Source organism: Streptomyces sp. NPDC037290 (assembly GCF_055603245.1).
Genome location: NZ_JBVJVZ010000003.1, coordinates 834,269 through 850,050, shown reverse-complemented (window position 1 = coordinate 850,050; position 15,782 = coordinate 834,269). Strand labels below are relative to the sequence as shown.

Genomic DNA, 15,782 nt, shown 5'->3' with positions numbered 1-15,782 from the left:
CGGGTGCGAGTGGGACTGCTGACCCGGGAGTACCCCCCGGACGTGTACGGCGGCGCCGGGGTCCATGTGGAGTTCCTGGCCCGCGAGTTGACCTCCCTGGTGGACCTGGAGGTGCACTGCTGGGGCGAGGGCCGCGGGGTGGGCGTCGTACGCCACCGCCCCTGGTCCGCACTGGACGGCGCCAACGACGCGCTGCGCACCTTCTCCGTGGACCTGTCCGTCGCCGCAGCCCTCCGGGGCCGCGAACTCGTCCACTCCCACACCTGGTACGCGAACCTGGCCGGTCACTTCGCCAAGCTCCTGTACGGCGTGCCGCACGTGGTCACCGCGCACTCCCTGGAGCCGCTGCGGCCCTGGAAGGCGGAGCAACTGGGCGGCGGGTACGCGCTGTCGAGCTGGGCCGAACGCACCGCGGTCGAGGCCGCCGATGCGGTGATCGCCGTGTCCGGAGCCATGCGCGAGGACATCCTCGCCTGCTACCCGGCCCTCGACCCGGCCGCCGTGCACGTGGTGCACAACGGCATCGACACCCGCCTCTACCGCCCCGACCCCGGCACCGACGCCCTCGGCCGGCACGGCATCGACCCCGGCCGCCCCTACGTCCTGTTCGTCGGCCGGATCACCCGCCAGAAGGGCGTGCCCCATCTGCTGCGCGCGGTGCGGGACATCGACCCGCGCGCCCAGGTCGTCCTCTGCGCGGGCGCGCCCGACACCCCGGAGATCGACCGGGAGTTCCGGGAGCTGTTCGAGGAGCTGAGCCGGGCCCGCACGGGCGTGTTCTGGATCCCGCGGATGCTGCCGCGCCCCGAAGTGATCCAACTCCTCACACGGGCGGCCGTGTTCGTCTGCCCCTCGGTGTACGAACCCCTCGGCATCGTCAACCTGGAGGCGATGGCCTGCGGTACACCCGTCGTGGCCTCCCGGGTCGGCGGCATCCCGGAGGTCGTGGACGACGGTCGTACGGGCCTGCTGGTCGATGTCGACGACGCCTTCGAGGCGGGGCTCGCCCGGGCACTCGACACCGTCCTCGGCGACCCGGAGACGGCCCGGCGGATGGGCGGGGCCGGACGGGAGCGCGCGGTCGGCGAGTTCGGCTGGGACGCGGTGGCCCGGCGGACGGCCGCGCTGTACGAGGAGATCCTCAAGCAGGCTTAGTCCCGTCTGCTCGGGGCAGCCATGGTTCAACCAGGGTGAGGGGAGCGGCCATGCGTCGTGGAGGGCCTTCCGTACTCGGGATCGTGCTGGCGGGCGGCGAGGGAAAGCGTCTGATGCCGCTGACCGCCGACCGCGCCAAACCAGCCGTCACCTTCGGCGGCACCTACCGTCTCGTCGACTTCGTCCTGTCCAACCTCGTCAACGCCGACATCCTGCGCATCTGCGTGCTGACCCAGTACAAGTCGCACTCGCTGGACCGGCACATCACCACCACCTGGCGGATGTCCAGCCTGCTCGGCAACTACGTCACCCCGGTCCCGGCCCAGCAGCGGCTCGGCCCGCGCTGGTACCTGGGCAGCGCCGACGCGATCCTGCAGTCGCTGAACCTGATCCACGACGAACAGCCCGAGTACGTGGCCGTGTTCGGCGCCGACCACGTCTACCGCATGGATCCGCGGCAGATGCTCCGGCAGCACATCGAGGGCGGCGCGGGCGTGACGGTGGCCGGCATCCGGGTGCCGCGCACGGAGTCCTCGTCGTTCGGCGTGATCACACCGGGTCCGGACGGCCTGGCCGTCGAGCGCTTCCTGGAGAAGCCCGCCGATCCGCCCGGCCTCCCGGACGACCCGGAAGCCGTCTTCGCCTCGATGGGCAACTACCTCTTCACCACCAAGGCCCTCGTCGAGGCGCTGCAACGGGACGCCGAGGACGGGCAGTCGGCGCACGACATGGGCGGCTCGATCCTGCCCCAGCTCACCGCCCGCGGCGAGGCCCAGCTGTACGACTTCAGCGAGAACCACGTGCCCGGCGAGACCACCGGCGACCAGGGCTACTGGCGGGACGTGGGCACGCTCGACGCCTACTACGAGGCGCACATGGACCTCATCGCCGAGCGCCCCGCGTTCAACCTGTACAACCGCCAGTGGCCCATCTACACCCACTCGGGCCAGCTCTCCCCGGCCCGTTTCAACGCGGGTGGCATCGCGAGCGAGTCCATCATCAGCGCGGGCTGCCTGATCCGCGGCCAGGTCACCCGGTCGGTCCTCTCCCCGGGCGTACGGGTCGACCCGGGCGCGGTGGTGCAGGGCTCGGTGCTCCACGACAACGTGCGCATCGGCCGGGGCGCGGTGGTCCGCGGCGCGGTCCTGGACAAGAACGTCGAGGTCCCGCCCGGAGCGACCATCGGCGTCAACCCCGAGCGGGACGCGGAGCTGTACAGCGTGTCCAAGGGCGGCGTGATCGCCCTCGGGAAGGGCCAGCGGGTGCCCTAGACATAGGATCCCCCGCATGCGATGTGGGATATGCGGCTCCGCCCGGCTCAGCCCGGTTGGTGAGCTGGCATCGGGGGAGCGGTCGTACGGGCGGCTGCGGCTGAGGTTCGGCCGGCCGGGATTCTTCAGACCCCGTCCGGAGTTCGACGCCACGCTCGCCCGTGCCTGCCGCGACTGCGGTGCCGTGTTCCCGTTCCTCGCCGAGTACGACCGCCGGGAACTGGACGCGACGGCCGACGGCCTGATCGAGGCCGCGGACGCCGGTCCCGCCCCGCACCCCTGGGACCCGCCCGCGGGTCAGGGCCGGCTCTGACCGTCCGTCACGGTTCGTTCGCACACATGACCTTGTGCGACGCGTTGTGCGTAACCTCCATGGAATGCCCGAGTTTGGGTCGTTCGCCCTTCAGGATGCAGGCAACGACTCGAACTTCCGGAGGTCATCCGACATGAGAGGGACCCGGCGCACGCGGCTGTGCCTGGCCGGGGTGATGGCAGCGTCCGCGCTGATCGCCACCCCCGCACGGGCCGCCGAGCGGACCGACGGCCACCTCACCGATCTGGTCAACCCGTTCATCGGGAGCCAGGACGAGGGCAACACCTTCCCCGGCGCGGCCGTGCCCTTCGGCATGGTGCAGCTCTCCCCGGACACCGGGCACAGCACGGGCTACGACTACACGCAGAACCGCGTTCGAGGCTTCTCCCTGGTCCATCTCTCGGGCGTCGGCTGCCGCATCGGCGGCGACCTGCCCGTACTGCCCACCACCGGCGAGGTCACCCAGACGGACTACACCCAGTACGCGGCCGGCTTCTCGCACCAGGACGAGACGGCGAGCCCCGGCTACTACCGTGTCGGCCTCTCCTCCGGCATCCGCGCCGAGCTGACCGCGACCGAGCGCACCGGCGTGCAGCGCTACACCTTCCCCGCCACCGACAAGGCCAACGTCCTGCTGAACGCCGCCCAGTCGCTGCACAAGGCGGTCTCCAGCTCCGTGGAGATCCTGGACGACCACACCGTGCGCACCGCGATCACCGGCCGCGGTTTCTGCCGGGACACCGGCCCGTACACGGTCTACACGGTCACCCGCTTCAGCCGGCCCTTCACCGCCTACGGCACCTGGGACGGCAAGACCGTCGCCCCGGGCGCCCGGACCGGGCACGGCGGCGCCTACGTCCGCTTCGACACCACCAGGGACCGAACGGTCGAGGCGACCACCGCCCTGTCGTACGTCGACGCGGGCGGCGCGGCCGGCAACCTGCGCGCCGAGGGCGGCCGGTCCTTCGACGCCGTGCGCGAGCGGGCCCGCGAGGAGTGGGAGAAGCGGCTCGCCGCCGTGCGGGTGCGCGGCGGCACGAGCACGCTGCGCCGGACCTTCTACTCCTCGCTGTACCGGTCGTTCCTCGCGCCGAACATCGGCAGCGACGCCGACGGCCGCTACCTCGGCTGGGACCGCCGCACACACCGCGCCGACGGGTTCACGTACTACCAGAACTGGTCGCTGTGGGACACCTACCGCACCCAGGTCCAGCTCCTCGCGCTGCTCGCGCCGCGCGAGACACGGGACATGGCCCGTTCGCTCGTCGCGGTCGACGAGGACGGCGGCTGGCTGCCCAAGTGGGGCTACGGCCCGGTCGAGACGAACGTCATGAGCGGCGACCCGGTCACCCCGTTCCTGACCACGGCGTACCAGACGGGGCTGCTCAAGGGCTTCGAGGAGCGGGCCTACCGCGCGCTGAAGAAGAACGCCGACGGCGTCCCGCCCGCCGACTACCCGGGCATCGGCAGGGAGGCCAACGTCGAGTACCTCGCGCACGGCTTCGCCCCGTACGACAAGGACCGCCCGTACGCCAAGCTGGGTGACTCCGACTACCACCACGGCGCCTCCGTCACCCTGGAGTACGCGCTCGCCGACGCCATGCTGGCCCAGATGGCCCGCGGACTCGGCCACGAGGCCGACGCCGACCGGTACGCGGCCCGGGCGCAGAACTACCGGAACATCTTCGATCCGACGACCGGCTTCTTCCGTGCCCGGGACGCCTCCGGCGCCTTCACCGGCTCGGCCGACCCGGCGCGCGGCATCGGCTTCCACGAGGGCACCGCCTGGCAGTACCAGTGGCTCGTGCCGCAGGACGTGCCCGGCATGGTGCGGCTCATCGGCGGCGAGCGCGCGGCCAACGACCGCCTGGACTCCTTCTTCGCCTACGACCGGCTGCTGGCCGACCCCGCGAGGACCGCCCGCGAGGTGTGGGTGCACGGCGACGCGTACGCGTACTACAACGCCGACAAGTACAACCCGATGAACGAGCCCGACCTCATCGCGCCCTACACCTACCTCGCCACCGGCCAGCCGTGGAAGACCACCGACGTGGTGCACGCCGCCCTGACCCTCTTCACCGACGGGCCGACCGGCATGACCGGCAACGACGACCTGGGCACGATGTCCGCCTGGAACGTGCTGTCGTCCATCGGCCTGTTCCCGATCCAGCCCGGGTACGGCACCTGGGGTCTGTCGACCCCGGTCTTCGACCGCGTCGAGCTGAGCCTGGACCGCCGCTACTGGCCGAGCGGGGGGCTGACGGTCTCCGCGCCGGGCACGACCGCCACCGACCGCTACATCCAGTCCGTCCGCACGGACGGAACGCCGCACGAGCGGACGTATCTGACGACGGGTGCGCTGCGCTCCCTGCGCTCGCTCACGTTCACGGTCGGCTCGCGCCCGTCTGAGTGGGGTACGTCACCCGAGGCGGCGCAGCCCGTCCTGAGGTGATCTCACATATCCCTTGGTCCCGCCCCTGTGAACGGGGCGGGACTTAATCTGCTGTTAACTGAGCGTAGCCTGATCGTACTTGACCGTAATCGGCTGACGGGGATTGACTGCGGATGACTGCAGATCCACCCGTCGTCGACGCGTGAGGCAAGCCCTTGACTTCCGACCTGCTCGCTCCCCTCGACCTGGCGTTCTGGAACATCGAGTCCGACCGGCACCCGATGCACCTCGGCGCCCTCGGTGTCTTCGGCGCCCACTCGCCCACCGCCGGTGCCCATGCCGCCGACCTGCTCGCCGCCCGCGCCGCCGCCGTGCCGGGGCTGCGCCTGCGCATCCGCGACGTGTGGCAGCCGCTCGCCTTCGGCGGTGCCACCCGGGAACCCGACCCGGACTTCGACCCGCTGAACCACGTGCGCCTGCACGCCCCGACGGCCGACTTCCACGCGGTCGCCGGCCGGCTCATGGAGCGCCCGCTGGAGCGCGGCCGGCCGCCGTGGGAGGCGCACGTCCTGCCCGGCGAGGACGGTGTCTCCTTCGCCGTCCTCTTCAAGTTCCACCACGCCCTCGCCGACGGGTTGCGCGCGCTGAAACTCGCCGCCGGCGTCCTCGACCCGGTGGACATGCCCGAGCGCGCCCCGCGCGCCATCGAGCCGCCCCGTGGCCTGCTGCCCGACGTCCGCAAGCTGCCTGGACTCATCCCCGGGCTGGTCAGGGGCGCGCTGTCCGACGTGGGCCGGGCCCTGGACATCGGGGCCTCGCTCGCCCGGTCCACCCTCGGCATGCGGCCCGTCCCGGCACTGACCTCGGCCCCGAGCGGCACCCGCCGCACCGCCGGTGTCGTCCTCGACATCGACGATGTGCACCGGGTGCGCAAGGCGGCCGGCGGCACCGTGAACGACGTGCTCATCGCCGTCGTGGCCGGGGCACTGCGGCGCTGGCTGGACGAGCGCGGCGACGGCAGCAAGGGGGTGGCGCCCCGCGCCCTCATCCCCGTCTCCCGGCGTCGCCCGCGCACCGCCCACCCACAGGGAAACCGGCTCTCCGGCTATCTGATACCGCTCCCCGTCCACGAGCCGGACCCGCTCGGCCGGCTGGACACCGTGCGCACCGCGATGCTCCGCAACAAGGACGCGGGTGCCGACCGGGGCGCGGGCGCCGTCGCGCTGCTCGCCGATCACGTCCCGGCCCTCGGCCACCGGCTCGGCGGACCGCTCGTCGGGCAGGCGGCCCGGCTGTGGTTCGACATCCTCGTCACCAGCGTGCCGCTGCCCGGCGTGGGCCTGCGGCTCGGCGGCCACGAGCTGGCCGAGGTCTATCCGCTGGCGCCGCTCGCCCCGGGCCAGGCGCTGGCGGTGGCCATCTCGACGTACCGCGGGCGCGTGCACTACGGGCTCGTGGCGGACGCGGAGGCCGTGCCGGACCTGGACCGGTTCGCCCACGCGGTGTCGGCCGAGGTGGCGACGTTGCTCTCGGTGTGCGAGGCCTGATCGGGCCGCCGGCCGGACGGGGCTCCCACGGGCACCACCCGCACCACACGTACCACTCTCGGCTCCGAGTGCGGGTGGCCCCCGTGGCAGCACATGCGCCGTCGGCGACCGCCGGTCCCCGGCCCCGGCGAGACGGGTTTGGCGGCGAGCCCCTGCGCTCCGTAAAATTCCCCGTTCGAAAGCGGGCGCGAGTCGGAGCGCTGCGCGGGTGATCAGGGAAGCGGCAGCGCGATGACGGTGACAGAGGACGGCTCCATGGTCTCCATGGCCACGGAAGAGGTGGTCTACGGGCCGGGTATCGACCCCGAGCGGCTGGCCGTCTGCCTGAGCGTGCTGGAGGAGCTGGACCAGCTCGAAGTCGACCACCCGGACGCGATCAAGGTCCGCCGGGCCACCTCGCACATCTACCGCACGGTCAAGCAGCGCCGCCGTCAGGAGCGCCGCGCCGCCAAGACGGCGCACGACCGCGCCGTCACCGAGGCCACGGCCACCGGTTCCGCCGAGCGCATCGACGACGAGACCGAGGGCCTGCTGCCCAGCTCCAAGATCGAGGAGGGCAGGATCGCGGGCATACTCCAGCGCCCCCGCTCCTGCTACACCTGCAAGCAGCGCTACGTCGAGGTCGACTACTTCTACCACCAGCTCTGCCAGGAGTGTGCCGCCCAGAACCGCGCCAAGCGGGACGCCCGCGCCGATCTCACCGGCAAGCGCGCCCTGCTCACCGGCGGCCGCGCCAAGATCGGCATGTACATCGCGCTGCGGCTGCTGCGCGACGGCGCGCACACCACCATCACCACGCGCTTTCCCAAGGACGCCATCCGTCGCTTCAAGGCGATGGAGGACTCGGCAGACTGGCTGCACCGGCTCGAGGTCGTCGGCATCGACCTGCGCGACCCCGCGCAGGCCGTGGCCCTCGCCGAGCAGGTCACCGAGGCGGGCCCGCTCGACATCCTGATCAACAACGCCACGCAGACCGTACGCCGCCTGCCCTCCGCCTACGCGGCCCTGGTCGAGGGCGAGAGCGCCCCGCTGCCCGCCGGTGAGCTCCCCGCCCACCAGGTCATCGGTGCTTTCAACTCCGGCGCCGTCGACGGCATCGCCGCGCTCCCCGTCGGCGTCGGCGGCCTGGACGCGCAGAAGGTCGCCGACCTCGCCCTCGTCGCCGGCAACGCGAGCATCGCCCGGCACATCGAGGGCACCGCCATCGACGCCGGCGGCCTCGTCCCCGACGTCGTCGACACCAACACCTGGGTGCAGACCATCGACCAGATCTCGCCGGTGGAGCTGCTCGAGACCCAGCTGTGCAACTACACGTCCCCGTTCATCCTGATCAGCGCCCTGCGTCCGGCGATGGCGGACGCCGCGAAGAAGGCGTCCAGCGGCCGTGCGTACGTCGTCAACGTCTCCGCGATGGAGGGAGTCTTCAGCCGCGGCTACAAGGGCGCCGGACACCCGAACACCAACGCCGCGAAGGCGGCCATGAACATGGTCACGCGGACCAGCGCCCAGGAGATGTTCGACACGGACGGCATCCTCATGACCTCCGTCGACACCGGCTGGATCACCGACGAGCGCCCGCACTACGAGAAGCTGCGCCTCGCCGAGGCCGGCTTCCACGCCCCCCTCGACCTGGTCGACGGCGCCGCGCGCGTCTACGACCCGATCGTCCGCGGCGAGGCGGGCGAGGACCTGTACGGCGTCTTCCTGAAGGACTACGCGCCCGGCAAGTGGTGAGCGGAACCGGTCCCTGACCTGCCGTCAGGGATCACTCGACGGCACCGAGCCTGGAGTTCCGGGCCGCCACCAGCTCCAGCACGGTGCGCCAGTCCTCCAGGACGCCCGCGTCGAAGCCCGCCGTACGGCTCTCCTCGCGGGCCTGGCGCAGCCGCAGCACATCGTCGTCGGCCGGGCCCCCGTCCCCGCGGACCAGCCGGAACACCCGCTCCCCGAGCAGACAGCGCACCGCCTCGGCCGCGCCGAGGCCCTGGACCAGCCCCGCCACCTGGAGCTCCTTGTCGGCGGGGCGGCTGCGGCGCAGCAGCGCGGCGGTGCGCAGCGCGTGCTGGTGCCGTCCGGCGTACAGCAGATCCATCAGCTCCTCGACGCTGCGCAGCTCCATGCGTCAGTCCTTCCGCGAGACAGCCGTTGCCGTTCATCAGCAGATCATGGCGAGCTTGCGGCCCGGCCAACGGCACTTGAACTGCGCCGCGTCCGGGCAGATGCCCGACCGGGTTCGAAGAGATGTTCGCATAGGTGGGCCGAGTGGGTGATTCGTCGTGCTGGTCGTGTGGTGCGCCTAGTGCCAAATAGCGGCATATTGAGGGTCATTGGGGGGTAATCGGCGTCCGATAGTTACACCTTGTTTGCACTCCCTATCGAGCGGCGGGCCGCTCATTTGGTTAATCTGGAGGGGACGGGCAGCAGCACGGGGTCCCACCCACACCCATCGTCCGTCCCGGGGTGAGCCGGATGACAACGGCCTGCTCTGCACGAAGACCGGCGCCACCGCGTCCGAACTGGCCTTCCATCCAGACCCGAGCGGGCGTCGAGTGCCGGGGCACAGGTTGTCCGGCAGGCCCTCGAGGGTGACCGACACATAAGGAGTGCGCGGTGACACCGGAGAAGACGAATCGCGAACAGCGCCCCAAGGAACGCACGGAGCGCGCGGGCAGGCAGCCCGGAGAGCTCGGCAGCCTCGACGTGTGGGCCCGTTCGGCCCCGATCCGCCTCGCGGGATACGAGGACGACCTCGCCGAGCCCCACATCCTGCCCAGCGTGGACTGACCCCCGGGGTCGGACCTTCGCGATCGCCGCACGCATGGGCGTGACCTGACAGACTCACGCCCATGCTGATCAGAGAAGCCGGGGCCGGGGACTGGCCGCGGATCTGGCCTTTCTGGCACCGGATCGTCGCCGCCGCCGAAACCTACGCCTGGGACCCGGACACCTCCGAGGAGGACGCCCGCGCCCTCTGGATGCACCCGGCCAAGCGCGTCTACGTCGCCGAGGACGCGAACGGAACCGTGGTCGGCTCGGCCTACCTCACCCCCAACTACGGCGGCCCGGCCTCCCGTGTGGCCAACGCCGGCTTCATGGTCGACCCGGACCACACGGGTGGGGGAGTCGGTCGCGCTCTCGCCGAGCACGTCCTGGCCGAGGCCCGGGCCCACGGCTACCGCGCGATGGTCTTCAACGCCGTGGTCGAGACGAACCCCGCGGTCGCACTGTGGACCTCGCTCGGCTTCACCGTCCTCGGCACGGTCCCCGAGGCCTTCGACCACCCCCGGCACGGCAGAGTGGGCCTGCACATCATGTACCGGTCACTCGCCTAGCCGGTGCTCAGGGGCCCGTCTCCGGTGCCGTCCGCCGCCAGGGGCGCAGCCGCTCCAGTTCCTCCGCCAGCTCCAGCAGGACGGCCTCCGTACCCGGGCGCCCCACGAGCTGCACGGCGCAGGGGGCGCCCGAGGGCAGGGTGCCGAGCGGGACCGACATCGCGGGCCAGCCGGTCAGGTTCCAGGCCGGGGTGAACGGGGAGTACGCGGTGTTGGCCAGGATGTTGTGCAGCCAGCCGCGTTCGTGCCAGGGGCCCGCCTCGGGGGAGCGCCGGGCCAGCGCCGGGGTGAGCAGCACGTCGTACTCGGTGAAGAAGGGCGTCAGCCGGGCGCGCAGCCGCTCCCGGCTGTCTCCGGTGCGCACCGAGTGCACGAACCGCCGGCCCACCGCCGCGTGCACCCGGGTCCGCCGGGCCAGCCGTGTCCGGTCCAGGCCCTCGGCGTCCACCGCGGTGCCCGCCGTCCAGTGCCGCAGCGCGGTCACGCCCAGCGAGAGCGGATAGGGCGGCTCGGCCCGCCGCACGTAGTGCCCGGCCCGCCCCAGCACCGCGGCCGCCTCCCGGACCGCGCTCGTGTACGGCCTGCTCACGGTGACTCCGGCGACAGGGCTGCGCAGGGCCACGGCGATGCGCCGGGGTGCCGGCTCCTCCGTGCGGGGGAGGCCGGTGCCCGCCAGGACGTCCAGCATCAGCCGAAGGTCCTCGACCGTGGTTGCGAGCGGACCGTTCTCCGCCATGCCGAACCAGTCGCCGTTGCCGATCCCGGCCGGCACCACACCCCGTCCCGGCTTCAGCGTCACCAGGCCGCAGTTCGCGGCGGGGATCCGCAGGGAGCCCATCCCGTCGTTGCCGAGGGCGAGGGGGACGAGCCCCGCGGCCACCGCGGCCGCGCTGCCGCCGGAGGAGCCGCCCGCCGTGCGGGAGGTGTCCCACGGATTGCGGGCGGTGCCGTACGGTCCTTCCGTCGTGCCGAAGACACACAGCTCGGGCACGTTCGTCAGGCCCACGACCACCGCGCCGGCCGCCCGCAGCCGGGCCACCGTGACATGGTCCTCGGCGGCCGGGGTGTCGCGGGTCGCGGTGGAGCCGTCGCGGTGGGACTCGCCGCGCACCGCCAGGTTGTCCTTCACGGCCACCGGCACGCCCGCGAGCGGCAGTTCGGCCACATCGGCACGGGAGGCCACCTCGTCGGCCTCGGCGAGCGCCGCCTCGGCCCGTACCTTCCGGAACGCCTCGATCCGCCCGTCGAGCCGTTCGATCCGCTCAAGGTGCTCGGCCGCCACCTCGCGGGGCGTCACCCGCTTCTCGCGTACGGCGGCGGCTATCTCGGCGGCGGTCCGCCCGGCCCAGTCACCCACGGGCACTCCTCGGTCAGTCATCGGCTACTCGCTGGTACGAATCAAGGCGCAGGGAGAACTGTGCCCGGCCGGGCCGCGCACGTCGAGAGGCCGCTCTCACTCATGGCCTGGTCGTCCGATCAATGTGTGAAGTTCACTCCTCCGAAGCCCCGTTGACAGGGGGTGAGCCGCCGCCCAATCATCAGAGATCCGATGAATCGGAGTTATGGGGAGCCGCTCATGAGCACGTATCCCAGACGTCTGATCCTGGGCGCGGCAGCGGGCGCCACCGTCGCGGCCGCCCTGCCACTCACCGGCACGGCCTCCGCCCGGGCCGCCGAACAGCAGGGACCCTGGACCGCCGTCCCCGACCCGGTGCCCGTCCCGCTCGACACCCTCTACGACAACGACGGCATCGACACCGCCTCCGCACGCGGCGGTGACTTCGACGGCTCCGGCTACACCTTCCCCGGCGAGGAACTCCCCACCGGCCGGACCGAGGTCGACGGCGTGCCCTTCCAGTTCCCCGCCGCGGCCGCAGGCGCCCGCAACAACGTCGTGGCCCTCGGCCAGCGCGTCGACCTGCCCAAGGGCCGCCATCTGTCGGCCTTCTTCCTCACCGCCGCCAGCTACGGCAACGCCGCCGGCACGGCCACCGTCCACTACGCCGACGGCACCACCACCACCGCGGGCCTGAGCGGCTCGGACTGGTACGCGGCGGGTGGCCCGCTCTCGGCGCTCTACCGCTACCGCCCCGACGGCGGCAGGGACGAACACGGCGTCGGCATCGGCGTCTCGGAGGTCTGGCTCGATCCGCGCCGGGAAGCGGTCGCCCTCACGCTCCCCGTCACCAGCCCGGCCGAGGCGAACAAGGCGTCCCTGCACGTCTTCGCGCTCACCCTGCAACCCGCCGCCGAGGGACGGGCGTTGAGCCTGCGCGACCCGCACTCCACTCCCTCCCTGCTCGAACCGGCCGGTGCGCAGAGCGTGGAGGCCACGGTCGTCAACGCGGGTACCGTCGCCGTCCTGGCCGCGGACGGCGTCTCCGTGACCGTGGACGCCCCGGGTGCCCGCACGGTCCAGCCGGCCCGCATCCGCCGCCTCGACCCCGGCGAACAGACCCGCGTCCGCATCGGCGTCCGCAACAACCCGGACACGCCCCCGGGCACCCACCGCGAGGGCACGGTGCGGATCACCGGACGCGGTGCCCAGGCAGCGGCGCGGACAAGCGCGTTGACCCTCGGCACCGCCGACTACCAGCCCACCGAGACCTCCCTCTCCGCCCACCAGGCGCCGTACTGGTTCCAGGAGGCCAAGTTCGGCATCTTCATCCACTGGGGCGTCTACGCGGTGCCCGCCTGGGCCCCGGTCGGCAAGCAGTACGCCGAGTGGTACTGGGACCAGATGCAGGACCCGGCCAACCCGACGTACGCCTACCACCGGAGTACCTACGGCGAGGACTTCGCCTACGACGACTTCATCCCCCGCTTCACCGCCGAGCGGTTCGACCCGCGGGCCTGGGTCGAGCTCTTCCGCGACGCGGGCGCCCAATACCACGTCCTGACCTCCAAGCACCACGAGGGCTTCGCGCTGTGGGACACCAAGGTCTCCGACCGCAACGCGGTCAGGATGGGACCGAAACGCGACCTCGTGCGCGAACTCTTCGACGCGTCCCGGCAGCACGCCCCCGAACTCCACCGGGGCCTGTACTTCTCCATGCCCGAGTGGTTCAACCCGGACAACCCCTGGATGGGCCACGCCCCACGCAACCCGTACACCCTCCACCGGGAGCTGCCCGAGGACCTGGCCCGCGGCGCCCGGGCCACCGCCGAGGAGGGGCGGCCGCCCGTCACGGCTCTCAGCCGGAAACCTCGGTGCCGCGGGCGGCCGCCGCCGTGCTGCCCCGCACCGTCAGGCGTGGCACCGGTACCCGGACGGCCCGCGCCGGACCCCCGTCCAGCAGCGCCGTCAGCTCCCGTGCCGCCGTGCGCCCGAACTCCGCGCTGTCGCGGGAGAGCGCGGACAGCCAGGGTTTGACCATGCGGCACAGGGCGGAGTCCTCCCAGGAGACGACCGAGACGTCCTGCGGTACGGAGCAGCCGAGTTCGGCCGCTGCCGATACCCCGGCCACCGCCATCACGTCGTTGTCGTAGATCAGGGCCGTCGGGCAGGGCGTGGCGCGCAGCACGCGGCGGGTCACGGCCGCGCCCTCCGCGTCGGAGTAGTCGGTGGTGACCGAGCGGACCTCGGTCAGGCCCCTGCGCTCGGCCTCGGCACGCAGGGTGCGGATACGGCGCTGCGTGTGGGCGAGGCCGGGCAGCCCGGCGATGTGCACGATCCTGCGGTGGCCGAGTGCCGTCAGCTCGTCGACCACGGAGGCCATCGCGCCCGCGTCGTCCGCCCAGACGGTGGACAGCCCGGGGTGGCGTTCGTCCGGTGCGCCGCCGATCACCACCGCGGGCAGCCCCAGTTCGTCCAGCAGGCCGGGGCGCGGATCGTCGGCACGCGGGTCGACCACCAGGACGCCGTCCACCCGGTGCTCGGCCCACCAGCGCCGGTACACCGCGCACTCGTCGGCCACGTCCTCCACCACCTGGAACAGCAGGCCCAGGTGGCGCTCGGCGAGCACCTCCTGGATGCCCGAGACGAGCTGCAGGAAGAACGAGTCGACGCCGAGCGTGGCCGCCGGGCGGGCCAGCACGAAGCCGACCGTGGCCGCACCCTCGCCGGACAGGGCGCGGGCCGCCGCGCTGGGCCGCCAGCCCAACTGCTCGGCGACCCGGCGGACCCGGGCCCGGGTGACCTCGGAGACCCCGGGGCGGCCGTTGAGCGCGAAGGAGACCGCGCTCTCGGAGACCCCGGCCCGCCGGGCGATGTCCTTCATCGTGGGCCGGCGCGCGGGGGACCGTTTGGTCGACACGCTTCGCCCCCTTCCTGACGGTGCTCGCTAATGCGCTTGAGTGTCAGGACCCTAAAGCGCATTAGCGAACAACGGCAAGTTCTCGACCGAACCTCTCTGACCTGCACTGATGAGCGGCGGTTTTCTTTAGTTCGGATGACCGCATTGACTTTCTCCGAAAAGCGCGGGCAAGGTCTCTGGCGCCACGCCAACTGCCCGGCACAGCAAGGGAGCCGTGTCACCGTGCCCATGTCCCGCAGAGCCCTCACCGCCGCTGCCGTCGCCCTCCTCCTGCCGCTGAGCGCCTGCGGCTCCGGCGGTGACGGCGGCGGCTCGACCGACGCCTCCGGCAAGGTCGAGGGCGACATCACCTTCCAGACCTGGAACCTGCGCGCCAACTTCACGTCGTACTTCGAGGGCCTCATCGCAGACTTCGAGAAGAAGTACCCCGGCACGCACGTGAAATGGGTCGACCAGCCCGCCGAGGGCTACCCGGACAAGCTCAGCGCCGACGCCGGCGGCGGCACCCTGCCCGACGTCGTCAACGTCTCCCCGGACCTGGTCGCCCCGCTCGCCAGGGCGGGCCTCGCCCTCGACCTCGACAAGGCGGCGGGCACGTACAGGTCCGAGTACCTCCCCGGCGCCTGGGCCGGCCACCAGGTGCCGGGCATGAGCGGCACGTACGCCTTCCCCTGGTACCTGAACACCGGCCCGCTCTTCTACAACAAGGCCCTCTTCCGCAAGGCCGGGATCGACCCCGGCCGGCCGCCGAAGACGTACGACGAACTCTTCGCCGACGCCCTGCGGATGGCGCGGAAGAGCGGCGGCAAGGTCGCCACCCTCGCCAACGTGCCCACCATCGAGGACTTCGGGCGCTACGGCGTGACCCTGATGAACAAGCAGGGCACCGCGTTCGCCTTCAACGACGCCAAGGGGGTCGCACTCCTCACCAGGTACAAGGAGCTGTACGACGCCAAGGCGCTCGACCCGCAGGCGCTCACCGCGACCCCGGAGTCCTCCGGCAAGAAGTTCCTCACCGGCGCCGTCGCCATGAACCCCGGCAGCGCCCTCGACCTCGACAACTTCAAGAAGAACGCACCGAGCCTCTACCGGAACATCGGCATCACCGACCAGATCACCAGCACCGGGCACGTCAACATGTACGTGATGGGGGTGATGGTCAACTCCCGCACCAGGCACACCCCGGCCGCCGTCGCCTTCGCGCACTTCGTCACCGACGCGCGGAACCAGATGGCCTTCGCCAAGAAGGTCGCCATCTTCCCGAGCACCGCCGGCTCCCTGGACGACCCGTACTTCACCAAGGAGGACGGCACCGACGAGACCCGGGTGCGCATCGCCGCCGCCAGGTCCCTGAAGAGCGCGGTCAACTACACGCCCGTGCTGTTCAGCGACCAGATGAAGACCGCCCTGCGCAACGAGGTGGCCAAGGCGCTGCAGGGCAGGGAGAGCCCCCGGCAGGCCCTCGACAACGCTGTCAGCGCCGCCAACCGGCTCCTGGCGCAGGGCTGACCGGGTC

Annotated in this window: 12 protein-coding genes and 1 pseudogene; 10 read left to right on the top strand and 3 right to left on the bottom strand. The window is 72.0% G+C overall.

Annotation, left to right across the window (positions count from 1 at the left end):
• The first annotated feature begins 3 nt into the window (after window positions 1-3).
• The 6 genes from glgA (at window position 4) to ACZ7HQ_RS14585 (ending at window position 8,412) form a co-directional block, all read left to right on the top strand.
• Window positions 4-1,155 carry a glycogen synthase gene (gene glgA / locus ACZ7HQ_RS14610; RefSeq protein WP_470988766.1) on the top strand — a complete coding sequence of 384 codons (1,152 nt, stop codon included), beginning with the start codon at window positions 4-6 and terminating at the stop codon, window positions 1,153-1,155.
• Between the two features lie 50 nt (window positions 1,156-1,205).
• Window positions 1,206-2,426: a glucose-1-phosphate adenylyltransferase gene (gene glgC, locus ACZ7HQ_RS14605; RefSeq protein ID WP_470988763.1), complete on the top strand. Its 1,221-nt coding sequence runs from the start codon at window positions 1,206-1,208 to the stop codon at window positions 2,424-2,426.
• 16 nt (window positions 2,427-2,442) lie between these two features.
• Window positions 2,443-2,739: a hypothetical protein gene (locus ACZ7HQ_RS14600; protein WP_470988760.1), complete on the top strand. Its 297-nt coding sequence runs from the start codon at window positions 2,443-2,445 to the stop codon at window positions 2,737-2,739.
• Between the two features lie 133 nt (window positions 2,740-2,872).
• Entirely contained in the window at window positions 2,873-5,191 is a 2,319-nt protein-coding gene (locus ACZ7HQ_RS14595) for a GH92 family glycosyl hydrolase (protein WP_470988757.1), read from the top strand.
• A gap of 155 nt (window positions 5,192-5,346) precedes the next feature.
• Window positions 5,347-6,678, top strand: a complete 1,332-nt coding sequence (locus tag ACZ7HQ_RS14590) for a wax ester/triacylglycerol synthase family O-acyltransferase (RefSeq protein ID WP_470988754.1) — start codon at window positions 5,347-5,349, stop codon at window positions 6,676-6,678.
• Window positions 6,679-6,909: 231 nt separating this feature from the next.
• Window positions 6,910-8,412, top strand: a complete 1,503-nt coding sequence (locus ACZ7HQ_RS14585; RefSeq protein ID WP_470988752.1) for an SDR family NAD(P)-dependent oxidoreductase — start codon at window positions 6,910-6,912, stop codon at window positions 8,410-8,412.
• A gap of 31 nt (window positions 8,413-8,443) precedes the next feature.
• Here ACZ7HQ_RS14585 and ACZ7HQ_RS14580 read toward each other — a convergent pair whose 3' ends face one another.
• Window positions 8,444-8,797, bottom strand: a complete 354-nt coding sequence (locus ACZ7HQ_RS14580; RefSeq protein ID WP_470988749.1) for a hypothetical protein — start codon at window positions 8,795-8,797, stop codon at window positions 8,444-8,446.
• Between the two features lie 491 nt (window positions 8,798-9,288).
• Between ACZ7HQ_RS14580 and ACZ7HQ_RS14575 the strand changes: the two genes are divergently transcribed.
• Window positions 9,289-9,462 (top strand): hypothetical protein, encoded by a 174-nt coding sequence (locus tag ACZ7HQ_RS14575; protein WP_470988747.1) that lies wholly within the window; start codon window positions 9,289-9,291, stop codon window positions 9,460-9,462.
• Between the two features lie 62 nt (window positions 9,463-9,524).
• Window positions 9,525-10,010 carry a GNAT family N-acetyltransferase gene (locus ACZ7HQ_RS14570; RefSeq protein ID WP_470988744.1) on the top strand — a complete coding sequence of 162 codons (486 nt, stop codon included), beginning with the start codon at window positions 9,525-9,527 and terminating at the stop codon, window positions 10,008-10,010.
• 7 nt (window positions 10,011-10,017) lie between these two features.
• On the opposite strand, the gene ACZ7HQ_RS14565 is transcribed toward ACZ7HQ_RS14570, so the two are convergent.
• The gene (locus ACZ7HQ_RS14565) at window positions 10,018-11,367 is read right to left on the bottom strand and encodes an amidase (RefSeq protein WP_470988741.1); all 1,350 of its coding nucleotides are present in this window, start codon (window positions 11,365-11,367) and stop codon (window positions 10,018-10,020) included.
• Between the two features lie 219 nt (window positions 11,368-11,586).
• Here ACZ7HQ_RS14565 and ACZ7HQ_RS14560 point away from each other — a divergent pair.
• Window positions 11,587-13,128, top strand: a pseudogene (locus ACZ7HQ_RS14560) (alpha-L-fucosidase); the annotation flags it as partial.
• A 76-nt stretch (window positions 13,129-13,204) separates the two neighbouring features.
• Here the strand turns inward: ACZ7HQ_RS14560 and ACZ7HQ_RS14555 are convergent.
• Window positions 13,205-14,230 (bottom strand): LacI family DNA-binding transcriptional regulator, encoded by a 1,026-nt coding sequence (locus tag ACZ7HQ_RS14555; RefSeq protein ID WP_470989008.1) that lies wholly within the window; start codon window positions 14,228-14,230, stop codon window positions 13,205-13,207.
• Window positions 14,231-14,488: 258 nt separating this feature from the next.
• On the opposite strand from ACZ7HQ_RS14555, the gene ACZ7HQ_RS14550 reads away from it, so the two are divergent.
• Complete coding sequence (locus ACZ7HQ_RS14550; RefSeq protein WP_470988738.1) at window positions 14,489-15,775, top strand: ABC transporter substrate-binding protein; 1,287 nt, start codon at window positions 14,489-14,491, stop codon at window positions 15,773-15,775.
• The last annotated feature ends 7 nt before the right edge of the window (window positions 15,776-15,782 follow it).

Bases quoted from the DNA above. Each gene is read 5' to 3' on its own strand.
- ACZ7HQ_RS14600 (WP_470988760.1), top strand. From the start codon at position 2,443: ATGCGATGTGGGATATGCGGCTCCGCCCGGCTCAGCCCGGTTGGTGAG.
- ACZ7HQ_RS14580 (WP_470988749.1), bottom strand. From the start codon at position 8,797: ATGGAGCTGCGCAGCGTCGAGGAGCTGATGGATCTGCTGTACGCCGGA.
- ACZ7HQ_RS14570 (WP_470988744.1), top strand. From the start codon at position 9,525: ATGCTGATCAGAGAAGCCGGGGCCGGGGACTGGCCGCGGATCTGGCCT.
- ACZ7HQ_RS14585 (WP_470988752.1), top strand. From the start codon at position 6,910: ATGACGGTGACAGAGGACGGCTCCATGGTCTCCATGGCCACGGAAGAG.
- ACZ7HQ_RS14555 (WP_470989008.1), bottom strand. From the start codon at position 14,230: ATGAAGGACATCGCCCGGCGGGCCGGGGTCTCCGAGAGCGCGGTCTCC.
- glgC (WP_470988763.1), top strand. From the start codon at position 1,206: ATGCGTCGTGGAGGGCCTTCCGTACTCGGGATCGTGCTGGCGGGCGGC.
- ACZ7HQ_RS14595 (WP_470988757.1), top strand. From the start codon at position 2,873: ATGAGAGGGACCCGGCGCACGCGGCTGTGCCTGGCCGGGGTGATGGCA.